The sequence below is a fragment of the Clostridium collagenovorans DSM 3089 genome (assembly GCF_900130005.1).
Classification (GTDB): Bacteria; Bacillota; Clostridia; order Clostridiales; family Clostridiaceae; genus Clostridium_D; species Clostridium_D collagenovorans.
The window spans coordinates 1-17,736 of sequence record NZ_FQXP01000015.1; the positions used below are offsets into that span (position 1 = coordinate 1).

12 protein-coding genes, 2 tRNA genes and 1 rRNA gene are annotated in these 17,736 nt (G+C 29.0%); 14 read left to right on the forward strand and 1 reads right to left on the reverse strand.

Annotation, left to right across the window (positions count from 1 at the left end; all coding sequences use genetic code 11):
- Window positions 1–107: 107 nt before the first annotated feature.
- From rrf to BUA48_RS14400, 11 genes are all read left to right on the forward strand, one after another.
- Window positions 108–224: ribosomal RNA gene (gene rrf / locus BUA48_RS14345) — 5S ribosomal RNA — on the forward strand.
- A gap of 5 nt (window positions 225–229) precedes the next feature.
- Window positions 230–305, forward strand: a tRNA-Lys gene (locus BUA48_RS14350).
- 406 nt (window positions 306–711) lie between these two features.
- Window positions 712–787, forward strand: a tRNA-Lys gene (locus tag BUA48_RS14355).
- Window positions 788–1,248: 461 nt separating this feature from the next.
- Window positions 1,249–2,427 carry a mechanosensitive ion channel family protein gene (locus tag BUA48_RS14360; RefSeq protein WP_084666374.1) on the forward strand — a complete coding sequence of 393 codons (1,179 nt, stop codon included), beginning with the start codon at window positions 1,249–1,251 and terminating at the stop codon, window positions 2,425–2,427.
- 1,046 nt (window positions 2,428–3,473) lie between these two features.
- The gene (locus BUA48_RS14365) at window positions 3,474–4,217 is read left to right on the forward strand and encodes a trimeric intracellular cation channel family protein (RefSeq protein WP_072832754.1); all 744 of its coding nucleotides are present in this window, start codon (window positions 3,474–3,476) and stop codon (window positions 4,215–4,217) included.
- Window positions 4,218–4,685: 468 nt separating this feature from the next.
- Window positions 4,686–6,695 carry an ATP-binding protein gene (locus BUA48_RS14370; protein ID WP_072832755.1) on the forward strand — a complete coding sequence of 670 codons (2,010 nt, stop codon included), beginning with the start codon at window positions 4,686–4,688 and terminating at the stop codon, window positions 6,693–6,695.
- 1 nt (window position 6,696) lies between these two features.
- Entirely contained in the window at window positions 6,697–8,073 is a 1,377-nt protein-coding gene (locus BUA48_RS14375) for a sigma-54-dependent transcriptional regulator (protein WP_072832756.1), read from the forward strand.
- A gap of 555 nt (window positions 8,074–8,628) precedes the next feature.
- The gene (locus BUA48_RS14380) at window positions 8,629–9,027 is read left to right on the forward strand and encodes a GrdX family protein (protein WP_072832757.1); all 399 of its coding nucleotides are present in this window, start codon (window positions 8,629–8,631) and stop codon (window positions 9,025–9,027) included.
- Between the two features lie 14 nt (window positions 9,028–9,041).
- Window positions 9,042–10,328 carry a sarcosine reductase complex component B subunit alpha gene (gene grdG / locus BUA48_RS14385; RefSeq protein ID WP_072832758.1) on the forward strand — a complete coding sequence of 429 codons (1,287 nt, stop codon included), beginning with the start codon at window positions 9,042–9,044 and terminating at the stop codon, window positions 10,326–10,328.
- Window positions 10,329–10,343: 15 nt separating this feature from the next.
- Complete coding sequence (gene grdF / locus BUA48_RS14390; RefSeq protein WP_084666376.1) at window positions 10,344–11,654, forward strand: sarcosine reductase complex component B subunit beta; 1,311 nt, start codon at window positions 10,344–10,346, stop codon at window positions 11,652–11,654.
- Between the two features lie 176 nt (window positions 11,655–11,830).
- Window positions 11,831–13,174, forward strand: a complete 1,344-nt coding sequence (locus tag BUA48_RS14400; protein WP_072832761.1) for a sodium-dependent transporter — start codon at window positions 11,831–11,833, stop codon at window positions 13,172–13,174.
- Between the two features lie 93 nt (window positions 13,175–13,267).
- Here BUA48_RS14400 and BUA48_RS14405 read toward each other — a convergent pair whose 3' ends face one another.
- Window positions 13,268–13,516, reverse strand: a complete 249-nt coding sequence (locus tag BUA48_RS14405; RefSeq protein ID WP_072832762.1) for a hypothetical protein — start codon at window positions 13,514–13,516, stop codon at window positions 13,268–13,270.
- A 609-nt stretch (window positions 13,517–14,125) separates the two neighbouring features.
- On the opposite strand from BUA48_RS14405, the gene BUA48_RS14410 reads away from it, so the two are divergent.
- From BUA48_RS14410 to BUA48_RS14420, 3 genes are all read left to right on the forward strand, one after another.
- Window positions 14,126–15,436, forward strand: a complete 1,311-nt coding sequence (locus tag BUA48_RS14410) for a Gfo/Idh/MocA family protein (RefSeq protein WP_072832763.1) — start codon at window positions 14,126–14,128, stop codon at window positions 15,434–15,436.
- Between the two features lie 250 nt (window positions 15,437–15,686).
- Window positions 15,687–16,499, forward strand: coding sequence for a DUF7847 domain-containing protein (locus tag BUA48_RS14415; RefSeq protein ID WP_072832764.1), 813 nt, complete (start codon window positions 15,687–15,689; stop codon window positions 16,497–16,499).
- Window positions 16,500–16,858: 359 nt separating this feature from the next.
- Window positions 16,859–17,089: a hypothetical protein gene (locus tag BUA48_RS14420; protein WP_072832765.1), complete on the forward strand. Its 231-nt coding sequence runs from the start codon at window positions 16,859–16,861 to the stop codon at window positions 17,087–17,089.
- Window positions 17,090–17,736: the final 647 nt, after the last annotated feature.

A 17,736-nucleotide genomic window follows, 5' to 3' on the forward strand; every position in this document is an offset into this window, starting at 1 on the left:
GGTGTAAGTATGGTAACATATTCAGCTGACCGATACTAATAGGTCGAGGACTTGACCAAAAAACTCTTAGCATTATGCAATTTTGAGAGAACATCTCAACAATTGAATCTGGTGACAATAGCGTAAAGGTAACACCCCTTCCCATTCCGAACAGGCAGGTTAAGCTTTACAGCGCTGATGGTACTGCAGGGGAGGCCCTGTGGGAGAGTAAGACATCGCCAGGTAATATGATTCACTAGCTCAGTCGGTAGAGCACATGACTTTTAATCATGGTGTCCGGGGTTCGATCCCCCGGTGGATCACCAAATCCTAGCTTATTAGCTAGGATTTTTTATTTTTTGTAGGTTTATTTTATAATAAGTAATATCTATGTTTTTATAATATCTATGTTTTTTAGAATAAATAATGGATGAATAATATTTGTAGTTTTTTCTTAAGATGAATCATACTTCTAGGTATTTATTAACTAGGTATTTGTAAATTGAAATAAACTAAATCTATTTAAACTAAGATGTTAATGTAAACTGCGCAATATTTTAATGAATATATTAAATAAAAGTATATTTAGGGTAAAAAATATATTCAAATTTTAGTTATTATTGAAAAAAACTATAAATAGAGAATAATTTATTATAAAATACATTATTTTTAAAAAAAGTCTTTTAATTTCAATAAAAGTATGTTATTATTATTAATGTAGTCGGAAGACATGATCTACTAGCTCAGTTGGTAGAGCACATGACTCTTAATCATGGGGTCCAGGGTTCGAGCCCCTGGTGGATCACCAAAAGCACTTAGTTTAAATACTAAGTGCTTTTTATTTTTTTGATTCTAATTATAAATTTTAATTTTAAAATTGAAGTTTAACTGAAGATTTTTAGATAATCTCAGCAACATAGTTGTGTGGATATATTGGTAAGGTATAAACAAAGTAAGTAGTTAATTCAATATAAAAAGAATTTTTAAATTTTAAAAAGAGTTTTAGAATTTTGATAAATAATTAATAGTTGATAAATAATTAATATAGGGAGTTTTATAAAAATTACTACAGAAATTACCTTTATAAAATCAGCTATAACTTAATATAATACATAGTTAATATGGTGATTTTATAATATAATTGTAATGTATACATATATATGATTTAAGGTTTAATAATATATAGGGTGTAAATTTAAAATAGGAGGATTACTTATAAATTATATTTGATAAGATGGTTTTTATATTATTTATAGGTATAAGGGACATATGAATTTTAATTTAATATTTTCTTTCCCTAATATAGGGATAATTGATAACATATTTAAGTTCTTTACAGATAATTCTTATAGCAATTTAATTAGATTAGGCTTTGCTATATTAACGTTTTTCTTATTTATTCTTATGAAAAACATGTTCACTAAATATGTTTTAAGATTGGCAAAAAAACTTACTGATAAAACTAAGTTTGTTATGGATTCAAAATTATTAGAAGCAGCGGAGGGTCCTGTAAGAGCTGGATTTATGATTTTTGGTATTTATATGGCTGCGGTTATTTTGGGTACTGACTATAAAATAAACATGATAGTTGCACATAAATTTTTAAGGTCAGCTATAACAATACTATTAGCTAAAATACTTATAAATTTTGCGGATGACTCATCTTGCTTTTTTGATGGTATAAAGGAAAGGTTCGGAATTAAGATAGATAAGATTTTAATTCCTTTTATATCTAAGACAATTAAGTTAATTATATTTATATTTGCATCTAGTATAGTACTAGCTGAGTGGAATATAGATATTAAGATGTTAGTTACAGGCATTGGACTTGGAGGTTTGGCTGTGTCATTAGCGGCTAAGGATGCAGCAGCTAATATAATAGCAGGTATCACTCTAATTGTAGAGAAGTCTTTTGATATTGGTGATTATGTAATGGTTAATAATATTGAGGGTTCAGTTGAGGAGATCTCTTTTAGAAGTACTAGAATTAGGACTGTAAATAAGGAGCTTATAACGATTCCTAATTCATCTATTGCTAATGCACCTATCATGAACTTTACTAAGAGAGACATGAGAAGGATGAGTTTTATTATTGGTGTTACTTATGATACTCCAAGAGAGAAGTTAGATAGATGTATTGATAAGATTAAGAATATTTTAAAGTCTCATGATAGAATTAATAAGGATGATATAATTGTTGTCTTTGATAAATTTAATGATAGTAGCTTAGATATAATGATTAGTTGTTATACTATAGGAAATCTTTTATCTGAACATTTAAAGATTAAAGAAGAGGTTAACTTTGAGATTATGGATGCTCTTGAGAATCTTGGCGTTAGTGTAGCATTCCCTAGTAGAAGTTTATATCTTGAAACTCCATTGAGCTATGAAAATAAAAAGGATGTTTTAGATGATAATGAGGTTAATTATAAAAATATAATATCATAGTATAATATGAAGTATATATAACCAATTAACATTTTTATACATAGGAAAACATATATTAAGAAATGATTTTAGTTATTAAAGTCACTTAATTATTAGAGAAACCACACATAACTGGTAGCAAGAACTAGTTAACTGTGTGGTTTTTTGCTTATTTAAACAATACTTATTTTTGTTGTAACATTGTTATAATCTATTTTAATTATTTATATTATATAATTTTAGGCAAGGAACGATTTAAAGTTTTAAAGTAATGTAAAGGAGCTTTTAATATATTTATTTTAAGATTACAATTTAGATATTAGATATTACTTAGTTAGTAAACCTATATATAAGTTGTATAAACTTTAAACAGTTGGTGTAGTACTCCTTTAGTATTTAAATATATTTAATGCTTTAAATTTGATTTTCATTCTAATCATGTATTTCATCATAATATTTATTGTAGATAATATGAAAACTAAGCAAAACCTAAGTAAAATAAAGTATAACGACAATATTTTATTGAGTGAATTTATAGAATATTACTAAATTTAAATTAGAGTTAAATTATTTAAAAAATATATTGATGTAGATATAAAATTAGTATATTATAAGTAAGGTTTAATATATATGAGATCTAAGGAAATTAGGATATTTAAGTAATACGCTTAAATGAGTACAAGCTATTAGTACAATTTATAAACTTTGAAGTATCATAAAGAGGTATTGCAAATGAGTTTTTAATTAGGTCTTTATAGGGTTAAAGGTTTAACTCTATAACTTAAGGGAAGGAGTTTAAATATATTTTATATGAATTTAAATTAAAAGTTTAAGTTTTAATTTAGAAGTATATTTATTGTATATTGATCTTTCATTAAATAGGCTTCATTTCTTTTTAGAACTTTATAGTTAAATATTAAGACTTAACTAGGATATTATAATATAGTTTTAATATTATAAGGTATATAAGTAATTTTGAATACAATCTAATATTTAACAATGTAGATTAAATGTTGGACAGATATATATAAATAATGTAAAAGATAAAAATAAGGTGGTGGGATTATATGTTTTTATTAAGTCTTTTTGAATTTGTTGGTACGGTTGCTTTCGCTATTTCTGGTACGCTTATAGCTATGCAGAAAAGGCTCGATCTTTTTGGTGTTTTAACTTTAGCCACTATTACAGCAGTAGGTGGAGGTATTTTTAGAGACGTTATACTTGGGCATACTCCTCCACAGGCTTTAAGAAATCCATTTTATTGCTTACTTAGTATTTTCACAGCTATAGTAATTGTAATTATATATCCTTGGTTGATTGAACGTGGTATAAAGATATATAGAAAAAAATATAACCAAGAGGGTTTAGACGAAAGTTCTATTGATATAGAAATACAACAAAAGATACAAATGTTTCGTGGAAGAACTGAAATTTTAAGAAAAGTAAATGTATGGGTTGATGCTATAGGATTAGGTGCTTTTACAGCTGTTGGTGCTAATATTGCTATGACTCATGATGCATCTAACGTATTCGTGGTTATTTGCATGGGTACTATAACAGGAGTAGGTGGAGGAATAGTTAGGGACATGTTTGTACAGGATATTCCTATGGTATTTAAGAAGGAAATTTATGCAGTTGCATCTGTATTAGGTGCCTTTGTACTTTGGTTATTTCAAAAATATATACCAAGCATTAATGCCTTATATGTTTCAGCTTTTGTAACAATATCTTTTAAGCTTTTATCTATAAGATATAATTGGAATTTACCTAAGGCCACTTTAGATAAGCTACTAATAAAGCATAGAATGTAGATTTATTTAACTTAAAAATTAAGCTACGAGTATATGATAATAAATAAGGCTATTTTAAAAATTAGATATTAGATATAAGTGAAAGTAGATATTTTATAGTAAATAGTAAGATACAATTTTAAATTATAATTAAGATAAAGAGCATAGAAATGAGATGAAAATCTTACTTCTATGCTCTTTTATTTGTGTATTATGTCCATTGTATATATTTGTTTTTAAGCTTAAAATAAGTATAATGTTATAAAATTTGAATTAAATATATAGTTATGCAATAAAATTGTATTAGATATTAAAAAAGCAACTATATTATAATAGTAGCTATCTTTATGATAATAGCTTAATTACAGTTATTTAGTAGTTATACATTTGAGTGTGTATATAAGAAGTGTTATTTAAACTATAGAGATTAATGAGAATTTATATATAGCTTTGGTCAGTGATAAATAATTTTTAGAAAGGACATTAGGTATGAGAAAAAGGATATCAATAGGAATTATTTTAGGGCTTCTTTGTTTAACTTTTTTAACTAATTATTATTTTAAAATTGAATATGGATTAAATATTATAAGTTACATAGAAAGGGCGATGCCTATAAGTAAGTCTGAAAAGCAGTGGTTAGATAATCATGGACCAATAATTTATGGTTCGGACCAAAGCTCTCCACCTCTTAGATATATAGATAATGATAACCAATACACAGGTTCTGTAGTGGATTATATTAGAGCTTTATCAATAGAAATAGGACAAGTTATAGAGTTTGTTCCACTAAAAAATTGGGATGAATCTTTATATAATGTTGCAGAGAGTAAAAAGGATTTTTTTGATTTAATACCTTCATATGAAAGAAGCAATGCATTTGATTTTTCAGATCCTATATATGTACTTAAAGGGGCTATAGCAGTAGATAAGGATAATAAGTCAATTAATTCTTTGAATGATTTAGCTGGAAAGGAAGTTGCCATTCCAAAGAATGATTATGCAATAGAATTTATTAATAATAATATCAAGGATGTAAAGATTATTTATACTAAGAATTTAGAGGATGCACTTAAGTTATTAGGTGATGGAAATGTTGATGCAGTTGTTGGAGATGAGCCTGTTTTAAGATATTCCTTAGATACTTTATCTTTAAGGGAAAAAGTCAGAATATTAGAACAGGTAATATATGATGAGGATGCTGTTTTAGCTGTACCTAAGGGTGAAAAGGAACTTCTTAGTATATTAAATAAGGGGATATTAAGTGTAAAGAAAAAAGATATTCTAAGTAATATTGATAATAAGTGGTATGGAGTTTCTTTACCATTAAAGCGCTCAAATACAAAGAAACATATTACTTTAATATGCTTAATTTTTGCTTCAATAATCTCTGTAATAGTTTATATTTATCATGCTATTAATTTAATATTAAAAAATGAAATTGATAATAAAACAGCAGAACTAAATAAAAGTAAAAAACAATTACAGGTTACCTTTGATGGATTAACCCACCTTCTAATAGTATTAGATAAAAGATTAAATATAATAAATATAAACAAGGCTTCATGCAACTTTTTAAATAAGCCAAGGGAAAAAATAATAGGTAAAAACTATTCTATCTTGAAAAGGGGTTTTCAAACAAAGGAGTTGGATGAAGTAATAAACGAAACCTTTACTCAAAAGAAAAACCTAAAGATAGATTTTAATTATAGGAAGAAGATATATAGGGTAAGCACATTTATATTATGTGAACAAGAGGAGCCCTTAGAAAACATATTAGTTATGATAGATGATATAACTCAGGTAAAGATGGGTGAAAGAAAGCTAGTATATGAAAATAAAATGGTGGCAATTGGTCAATTAGCATCAGGAGTAGCTCATGAGATACGAAATCCTTTAGGAATAATAAGGAATTATGCTTATTTACTTAAGGTAGATACTGAGGAGGAGGAACAATTAGAATATATAGATGTAATAGAGTCATCTGTTGATAGAGCCAGTGGTATAATAGATAACTTATTAGACTTTGGAAGACTATCTGATAATGAATATTCAATTATTAATATAAGTAGATTTTTAAAGGGAATAGCTAATTTAAATAAGAAAGCATTAAAGGATAAGAGTATTGCCCTGGTAATAAATTGTAATAACGAATTAGAGTATAGTGTAAATCAAGGCTCTTTAAAGCATGTTATTTTTAATCTGTTATCTAATGCCATAGATGCTGTAGATAAGGGGGGAGAAATCATTATTGATTGTGAAGTTAATAATGATAACTTAGAAATTGAATTTATTGATAATGGCAATGGTATAAAGAAAGAGGACTTAGAGAATATATTCAATCCATTTTTCACAACTAAGTTAGACAAAAAGGGAACAGGGCTAGGATTATATATAACTTATACGGAAGTTAAGAAGTTTGGAGGAAACATAAGTGTTAGTAGCAAAGTTAATAAAGGAACAGTATTTCATATAGACATTCCATGGGGAGGGGGTAATTAATATGGCTAATTCTTTAAGTAATTTAAGAATTATGGTTGTAGATGATGAGGCTCATCAAAGATTAGTTCTTAAAAAAATATTAGAGAAGAAGGGATATTTTGTAGAGGTTGCATCAAATGGAATAGAGGCATTACAGAGGATAAAAAGTGAAGCATTTGACTTAGTCTTAACTGATTTAATAATGGATAACATGAATGGTGTTGAGCTTTTAGAAAAAATAAAACTATTTGATAAAAGCATAGAAGTAATTTTGGTTACGGGCTATGGAAGTATTGAAAATGCAGTAGATGCTATGAAGAAGGGGGCTTTTTCTTACTTTGTAAAAAGTCATGATCCTAAGGAGCTTTTAGATGAAATTGATAAGGTAGAGAAAAAAATTACAAGTAATAATTACTATGAAGATTTTGGAGCTATAAGTGAAAATTTTATATTAACAAGTAAAAATAAGAAGTTTCAAGAAAAGTTGAGTATGATAAAGAGGGCAGCACAAAGTAATGTTAACATATTACTTCTAGGAGAATCTGGAGTTGGTAAAGAGATTATAGCTAGGTATATACACAGTTGTAGTGAAAAGAAAAACGAAAATTTTGTTCCAGTAAACTGTTCAGCTTTTTATAAAGGACTTCTAGAATCAGAGTTATTTGGATATGAGAAGGGTGCTTTTACAGGAGCAAATGAAAATAGAAAAGGAAGATTTGAAATAGCTAATAATGGAACCTTATTTTTAGATGAGATAGGAGATATATCCTTAGAAACACAGGTTAAGTTACTTAGGGTTATAGAAAATAGGACTATAGAAAGGATAGGAAGCAATAAGGGTGTTAAGGTAGACTTTAGACTTATATCAGCTACTAATAAGGAGTTAAGTGAAGAGGTCTTAAATGGTAATTTTAGAGAAGACTTTTTTTATAGAATAAGTACAATAATAATAAAGATTCCTCCATTAAGAGAGCGTAAAGAGGATTTAGAAGATTTTATTGAGTATTTTTTCAATAAATCTCAAGAAAAGTTTAAGAGATCTTTAAAGGGTATAAGTAAAGAGGCTATGAATTTTCTACTTAACTATGAATATAAGGGTAATATAAGAGAGCTTAAAAATATAATGGAACGTATAGTAGTTTTATGTGATAGTGATTATATAACTTTAAAGGAGCTCGATATATATAGCTTAAAGGACTCTAGAGAAGAATCTTGCAATGAAGAACAAATATCAATAGGTGATATTAAGTTTCTAAAAGATATGAGAAGAGAGGTTGAGAGTAAGTATATAAGAAGGGTTATTGAGATATGTGATAATAACATATCAGAAGCAGCTAGAAGGTTGGGGATAAGTAGAAGGCAGCTTTTTAATAAAGTTTGTGAATATGAAATAAAATAAAAATATATGTTGACAAAGCAAATGAGAACAGTTATCATATAGGTATAGTTGATAAAGGTTATCAACTAACCTTAAAAGACTAGTGTACAAATTAATTAACATATAATCAAACCTTTTTAATTTTAATGATCCTAGTAAGCAAAGCTGACTTACTAGGTATTTTTTTATCTATTTTTAAAATGAGAAAAAAATTTCCTACCCCTGAGAAATAAATTTCCTAAATTTATGAAAAGATCAATAAATGAGAAAAAAATTTCCTAGCTTAATAAGAATTAAGCTAGGAAATTTTTATTTTGTAGGAGTTTTAATAATGGCTATATAAATAATTTTACTCTAAGAAAAATTACTAAAGCAGATTGCCATTTATATAGAGAACTCAAGACCTTTCCTTGGTATGCGATTAGAAGTAATTCTGTAAGTCAGAATTTGAGATAAGGTTATTTAGGCATAAAAGAAATATTATTTTTTTAAATTTAGTTTTAATTCTAGTTAAAGTTAAAATTTGGCATGAGAATTGCTATATAAAGGTCAAAGGCAACTTAGGGAGGTGATTATATGTGGACAGTAATAACAAATAATAGCTATGTTTATGAAAAGTTTAAGGATGATTTAAATGTAGTTTATCTTGATGATGGGTCTTACATGGAGGTTTTATATAAGGTTAGGGATAAGGTGCATGAAGGATTTAAGTTGCTAACACATCCTTTAGCTGGGAGCATAAAACCGAATCAAACTCCTTATAGATCTGTTGTACTTCAGGAGCAAAAGCAAGGTTTAGATTTTTATAGTTTACAGTTAGTTGAAAATAGTATTAGTTCTGCTGAAAAATTTTTAAAGATGAAGGCTCTACCTAAGTGGAGTGATAAAACCTTAGGTGATTTTAAAACTATAGATTTGTCTTTAGTAAGTGGAGCAGTTGCAAATAAGTTTATTAATAAAATTCAAATATATTAAGGGGGTGCTCTAGTTTGAGATTAGAACTAGGTAAAATACACATTAATGATGTGCAATTTGGAGAGGTAACAAAGGTTGAAAATGGAGTTTTGTATGTAAATTCAGAGGAGATAAAGAGGATTGTCCTAGAAGACGATATGATTAAATCAGTAAAGGTTGAACTTGCGAGACCTGGTGAATCAATAAGAATAGCTCCAGTTAAGGATGTAATAGAGCCAAGAGTAAAGGTTTCAGGTAAGGGTGCTATTTTCCCAGGTATGATAAACAAGGTTAAAACTGTTGGTAGTGGTAGAACTCATGCACTTGTAGGCTCAACTGTTATTACCTGTGGTAAGATTGTAGGTTTCCAAGAAGGTATTATTGATATGTCTGGACCAGTAGCGCAGTACACTCCTTTTTCTAAAACTAATAATGTATGTGTAGTTTTAGAACCAAGAGAGGGCTTAGAAACTCATGAATATGAGGGAGCAGCAAGAATGGCTGGTTTAAGAGTTGCAACTTATATAGGTGAGGCAGGTAGAAATGTTGAACCTGATGAGTTAGTAGTTTATGAAACTAAGCCTTACTTAGAGCAGGTTAAACAGTATCCTGATTTACCTAAGGTTGGGTATATACACATGCTACAGTCTCAAGGGTTACTTCATGACACTTATTATTACGGAGTAGATGCTAAGCAAATAGTGCCTACACTAATGTGTCCTACTGAGATAATGGATGGAGCTATAACTAGCGGTAACTGTGTTGCTCCTTGTGATAAGGTTACAACATTCCATCACTTAAATAATCCAGTTATTGAGGATTTATATAAGAGACATGGTAAAGATGTAAACTTCATTGGTGTTATTTTAACTAATGAAAATGTATTCTTAGCTGATAAGGAAAGATGCTCAGATATGGTTGGAAATCTAGTTGAGTTCTTAGGACTAGATGGGGTTTTAATAACTGAAGAGGGATATGGAAATCCAGATACAGATTTAATGATGAATTGTAAAAAAGCTACTTTAGCTGGAGCAAAGGTTGTTTTAATAACTGATGAGTTCCCAGGTAGAGATGGTAAATCACAATCATTAGCAGATGCGACTTCAGAGGCAGATGCCTTAGTTTCTTGTGGACAAGGAAATATAATTATTAACTTCCCTCCTATGGATAGGGTTATAGGAACTCTTGATTTTGTGGAAACCATGATTGGTGGATATGAAGGTAGCTTAAAGGAAGATGGAAGTATAGAGGCTGAACTTCAAATAGTAATTGCAGCTACAATTGCTAATGGATATAACAAGTTAGCAGCTAGAACTTACTAAGAAGGGGGAAGAGTAATGGAGAAATTAAGAGTAGTTCATTATATAAATAACTTTTTTGCTGGAATTGGAGGAGAAGAAAAGGCTGATATTCCTCCTATGATAAAGGAAGGTGCTGTAGGGCCAGGATTATCTTTAAATGCTAAGTTAGGTGATAATGGAGAAATTGTTGCTACGGCTATATGTGGTGATAGTTACTTTGGTGAGAACTTAGAGGAAGCTAAGGATGCTTTAATATCAATGATTAAAGTTTACAATCCTGATGTATTTATAGCTGGGCCAGCATTTAATGCAGGAAGATATGGGGTTGCATGTGGTACCATTGCTAAGGCTGTAGAGGAAGAGCTTAAAATACCAGTAATAACAGCTATGTATAAGGAAAACCCTGGTGTGGACATGTTTAAAAAGGATTTACACATAATAGAAACTGCTATATCTGCTGCAGATATGAGAAATACAGTTCCTAAGATGGTTAAGCTTATTTTAAAAATGGCTAAAGGGGAAGAAATATTATCACCTAAGGAAGAGGGATATATTGAAAGAGGTATAAGAGTTAATTACTTTAGTGATAAGAGAGGTTCAGATAGAGCTATAGACATGCTTTTGAAAAAGGTAAAAGGAGAAGAGTTCACAACAGAGTATCCAATGCCTGTATTTGACAGAGTTGATCCTAATCCAGCGGTTAAGGATTTAGCTCATACAAAGGTAGCTATAGTTACATCAGGTGGAGTAGTTCCACAAGGAAATCCAGATAGAATAGAATCATCAAGTGCTACTAAGTATGGAATTTATGATATTACAGGAATGAACTCATTAAGTGCAAATGACTTTATGACTGTCCATGGAGGTTACGATAGAGCATTCGTTACCAAGAATCCTAACTTGGTTGTACCTTTAGATGTTATGAGGGATTTAGAAAAGGAAGGAGTTATAGGAGAACTTGCTAACTATTTTGTAACAACAACAGGAACAGGTACATCAGTAGGTAATGCTAAGGGATTTGGAGAGGATTTTTCTAAAAAGCTAGTCGCTGATGGTGTGGGAGCAGTTATATTAACTTCTACATGAGGAACTTGTACTCGTTGCGGTGCAACAATGGTAAAAGAAATTGAAAGAGCAGGAATACCTGTAGTTCACGTTGCTACAGTAGTTCCTATTTCCCTTACAATAGGTGCCAATAGAATAGTACCAGCTATAGGAATACCATATCCTTTAGGAGACCCTCATTTAGGAGAAGAAGGAGATAAAAAGCTAAGAAGAAAAATAGTTGAGAGAGCATTAAAGGCACTTCAAACAGAGGTAGAAGAACAAACTGTTTTTGAAGGTTAAGATTTAAAATATAAAGCTAAGTATTGAAATATGACGTTCATTTAATTAAAAGTATGTGAGGATGTTTCATTAAAAGTAAATATATAGGTATAAAGTAAGGCTTAAGATTAAAAGCTTGTAACTAATATTATATAAATCTTTAGTGTGACATCCTCATAAATAAAGGAGATGTTCATATGGAAAAGACCAGAGAATCATGGGGTAGTAGATTTGGATTTATTATGGCTACAGCTGGATTCGCCATAGGACTAGGAGCAATATGGAGATTTCCATATATGGTTGGAGTTAATGGTGGAGGAGCTTTCTTAATAGTATATATTATTTTATCAGCAGTAATAGGTATTCCACTATTTATAGCAGAAGTTACCCTTGGTAGAAAGACTCAAAAGGGTCCTATATTAGGAATGAGAGATCTAACTAAGAAGGGAAGTCCATGGCGTGTGATTGGATGGCTAGGTGGTATAGCCTCACTAATGATTATGAGCTATTATGTTGTCATTTTAGGCTGGATGGTAGCGTATTTAGTTAAGATGATTACTGGAGAGTTTGCAGGCGCTAGTACAGTGCAGATTCAAGCAATTTATAGTTCATTTACAAGCAATATGCCTCAAGTTACTTTCTATACTATTTTAGTAACCATATTATTAGGTATTATAGTTACTAGAGGATTGAAAGATGGTATAGAGAAATATTGTAAGGTATTAATGCCAGCGTTATTTGTACTATTAATTGTTTTAGCAGTAAAATCTCTTTTATTGCCAGGTGCAATGGAGGGGGTAAAATGGTATTTAACTCCTGACTTTTCAAAGATAAATGGACAGGTAATATTAGCAGCTCTGGGGCAAGCATTCTTTGCAATAGGAATAGGAGTTGCTACTGCATTTATATATGGTAGCTATTTAGAAAGAGGAAAAAGTAGCATACCAAGTGATTCAAGTATTATAGTTTTAGCTAATACTATGATTGCTATTGTTGCAGGACTTATAATATTCCCTGCTATTTTCTCATTAGGATTATCACCAGATTCAGGTCCAGGACTTGTTTTTGTAACAATGCCTAACTTATTTGCTCAAATGACTGGTGGAAGAATATTTGGTATTATGTTTTTCTTTCTTGTAGTAATTGCAGGATTAACTTCAGGAATGGGATATTTAGAAGCAGTTGCAGTATGTATTTCTGAAATATTTAATATAGATCGTAAAAAATCTACTTTGGTGGCACTTGGTACTATATTATTAATGAGTATATTACCTATATTATCATATGGTCCACTTAAGGATGTATTAATTGGAGGAAGAAACTTCTTTGACTTGGCAGACTTTTTATCAGGAAATGTATTAATGCCTGTTGGGGCGTTGATAATATCTTTATATACAGCCTTTGTATGGAAGTTTAAAAATTATAAGGAAGAAGCCAATCTTGGATGCGGAAAATTTAGAATTTATAATTGGTGGAAACCAGTAGTAGTATTTGTTATTCCTGTAGCTGTTGCAGTTATAATGGTAACAGGATTAATATAATAATTAGCAATACACAATCCCTTTAAAATAATTACTAGATACAAAAAAAGGCTCATGAATTCATCATGGGCCTTTTAAATATACTAAATTTAATTATTGCTCATTTATTATTAGAAGTTCTGAGGCTATACCCATATATCCATAGGTAGCAACTACATAGTCCTCCTTCTTAAGTAATTCAGGAGATAGAAGTTCTCCATACATGTTTTTTATTACTGTAGTATTAGTAATATTTACGTGGATTTTATCAAATTCATCTTTATATAGTTTCTTTCCTTCAACTGTAAGAGTAAATAAGCCCGTGTCTTTGCATATACGGCTTATTGCACCTACAGTAGCCATGAGGTTATTACTCTCTAAATACTCCATAAGTATAAGATCAGTTCCTTTCATAAAAATTAAAATTAAGTTATTTATTACTAATACTAATTTATGAGAAATACTATGAAATAGTTCATCTTATAATAACTATATTTATTAAAATAAAAAGTATTTTTTATAAGAATGATTAAGAGAAAGTTTAGTGCTATTTCAATAACGAAAATGTTTACATATAGTGAAGCGTTAAAAAAATCAATGTAAGTATTATAGTAATGCATAGGAAGCTTTTGCTATAAAAACTCGAAAAATTAGAATAAATGTTATTTACAAAAAGTTTATTTTAAATTAATATATAGATAAATACACTATATATTACTAAAAGAACAATTAAATGTATTAAAGTTCGCAAATAAGAAATTTTAAAAAAAGTCATATCAGAGAGACCTCAAGAGAGAATTAAAACATTATAAGTTTAATTTATATTGATCTTTACTTATAGAAAAACTCTATAGATAATTCTAAACCTATACGATATTCCTATTAATACCTTATTATTATATAAGTTTATTAGATTTTCTTATATAATTTTAAGTGTTAAGAAATTAACTATGACAGTGGAGGGATGCTTTTATGAAAGAATGTATAACTGTTGCAGTTGCGGGATTTGGGTTAAGAGGTAAAACTTATTCAGAGTTTGAGAAGTTAAGTGAAGGAAAAATGAAGGTTGTTGCTGTTGCAGATATAGTAGCAGAAAAGGTTGAGGAAGCAGCTAAGGAATATAATATTTCTAAGGAAATGTGTTTTACAAGTGCTGAGGAGATGTTAAAACATCCTAAGCTTGCAGATGTTATGTTTGTTACAACTCAAGATAGGCAACATGTAGCTCAGGCGGTAAAAGCAATAGAACAGGGTTATGATGTTTTAGTTGAGAAACCTATATCTCCAGATTTAGAAGAATGTTTAGAATTACAAAGTAAAGCTCATGAGTATAATAAAATAGTAACAGTATGTCATGTACTTAGATATACTAAATTCTTTGAAATTATAAAGAAATGTATTGATAGCGGAAAGTTAGGGGAAATAAGAACAATCCAAGCTATAGAGAATGTTGGATATTACCATCAGGCACATAGTTTTGTAAGGGGAAATTGGAGAAATTCTATAGAAACAAGCCCTATGATTTTAGCTAAAAGCTGTCATGACATGGATATATTACAATGGCTTATGGGTAAAAGATGTGAAAAAATATCTTCCTTTGGAAGTCTAAGTTTATTTAAAGAGGAGAATGCTCCAGAGGGTTCAACTGATAGATGTTTAGAGGGCTGTAAATGTAAAGAGTCATGCCCTTATGATGCAGAAAAAATTTATATAAGTGACAAATTAACAGGTATAAGACACGGAGCTAAATGGCCTTGTGAAGCTTTAACTTTAAATCCATCAGAGGATAGAGTATATGAAGCTTTAAAGACAGGACCTTATGGACGTTGTGTTTATAAATGTGATAATGATGTTGTAGATCACCAAGTAGTAATAATGCAATTTGAAGATGGTTCAACAGCAGATTTTACAATGACAGCCTTTACAGAAAAGTGTAGTCGTCAAATTAAAGTTATGGGAACCATGGGAGAAATAATTGGTGATTTAGAAAACAATATAATCAAAATATGTTACTTTGGTAAAGAAGCTGAGATTATAAATGTTAATGAAGTTACATCTTCATCAACTTCTAAATTAGGCGGACATGGTGGAGGAGACGAAGGATTAATTAGAAATACTGTTGATGTGTTTTTAGATAATAATCCTGAGAATAATCTTACATCTATAGATGCATCAGTGCATAGTCATGTTATGGCTTTAGCAGCAGAGTACTCAAGAATCAACAAGGGAACTTTAGTTGATTTAACTGATTTTATAAAAAAAGAACAGTATAAAGAACTTTAATATAGACCTATCAAAAGCATATATTTATAATAAAATTTTAAGTTTATGTAGTAACTTTTTAAGATATAAGAAAATTATATAAATGGCTATGAATTTAATCTTTATAAATTTATAGCCTTTTCATAAACTTAAGTTCAGCTCAAAAAATAAACGGAAAACATTTATAAATATTTTACAAAAATAGTAATAAAACTTAATCTTGTTCATAGTATATATAGAATTTAAATTTATATTAATGGGGTAAGAAAAAATGAATATGAATCAGGAAGGTAAATCAAGGGGACAGCTTGGAATAAAGGACTTATTAGTAAATAGTGTAGACGGTTTTAAAGACAATATTTTAGGAATCCTATGTATAATGGGGATATTATTAGTTCTACCTATGATAGTATTAGGAATGCTTATGGTACCACTTGCTGGAATGATAACTTTTACTTTAATAAGTGGCTCAACTAATGCAATTGGTAGCATTATATTACTTGTTTTGGCCATTGTATTTATTTTTGGAATTTTAGGAAACATATTTATGGTTGCGGTTGTAAAGTTAATTCATGAAAAGGAAGGTTATATGGGGTATGGCCCATTAGATGCAATTAAATTTGCTATGGGGAAAATTAAAACTATTACTGTATTAGTTTTATTAATAGTTGCGATTTCTATATCAGCAACTATAGGGGTAGGTCTTATAGCAGCTATTCTTACACTTATATCTAAGACGGTAGCTGGAATATTCCTTGTAGTTGCAGTACTTGCATCAATTATGTTATTTATATATGTAACATTCTCATATCAAGCTATTGCTATACATGAATTAGGTGCAATAGATGCTCTAAAATATAGCATAAATATAGTAAGAGGTAGATTTGGTAATGTATTCTGTAAACTTCTTGTTGTTGCTGTAATTGGAGGTATAATAGACTATATACTAGGATTGATTTTTGGTGATGCAGGGGCTGCAAGTTTTATAGCTAGCATTATTACTGCTATTATTAGTCAATACCAAGTTATCTATCATACACTTATGTTTAAGGACTATGATCAAGAAGATAGCAGAGTAATGTAAGTCTGAGGATTGAAATGTAAAACTAAAATGGCTTTTATATAAATAGAGTTTTTTAAGAGGAGTAGGTGAGGAGCTTATTCCTTTTATTTTTTATAATTTTTATTATAGACATTACAATAGATGAATAGAAACTTTAAAGTATAATTATTTTGTATAAAAGGTGATGAGTAGAGGTATAAAGCTTTTTACTAGAAGTTATTCATTAGGATATTAGATAAAATTTATAAAATATGACTTATGTAAAATATATTAATTGTAATTAAGTTTTTTTGGTTATATAATAATAACAAATATATACATAAATTCTATATAATAATTTAACTTCAATATGAAAGAAATATATTAAAGGGGGAAGATTTATGGAAAACACTGTTGAGAAGGATATGGTAATTAGAGAGCTACAAGAAAAAATTCATATTATCAGAGGAGAGTTTGCACAAACTGACGCTATAGTAAAAAGTATGATGGATGACGATAAAACATCTGATGAAATTAGAGAGAGATTTAACTTTCAAAGATGTAAGTTAGAGGGATTAAGAAAACAGTTAGGAGATTTAGAAAGAAAACTAGTTGCTGAAAGAAATAGATAGATATAAGATCGAATATATAAATATAAAAAATTGCATAGATAGGGGTGCTATCTATGCATAATTATAGGGAATTATTATTTATATATATATGTAAGCTTTTTTAAAAGCCAATTTCCTAAAAAAAGATGAAAAACAAAGGGGTGTTTTTCATCATAATAAAGGGATTTTAGGGGTATGATTAAAAATTTATATAATCTCTAAACTAAAAAATTCTTAATGAATACTCTTAATCCATTGGTTTAATCATCTGAATCTCTTTATGTCTTCATTATAGTACAATGAACAGGCTAAGAAGTTACGTAAAAGTAAAAAATGGTTACAACATAAAGAAGTTTTTGTAACTGTTTTTTTAAGTGTGAATAAGCAATGAATATATAGTAATAATAGGTATAAATTCTTAACAAAATACATTAAAATTATAAATAAATAATATAAAACACTGTGAGTTAAAAAAACAATAAAAAAGTTTAGTGATGTTTGTCGACAAGCTAAACTTTTTTTGTTGCTTAAAAGTCCTCTATATATTCTAATAAACGACATTTGAATATATAGAGGTAAGATTCAATATAAAGTAAATATAGGTATTATTAAAAATGTAGAACATTAATTAGAATTTATACAATAATTGAAATATTGAAGATTAACTT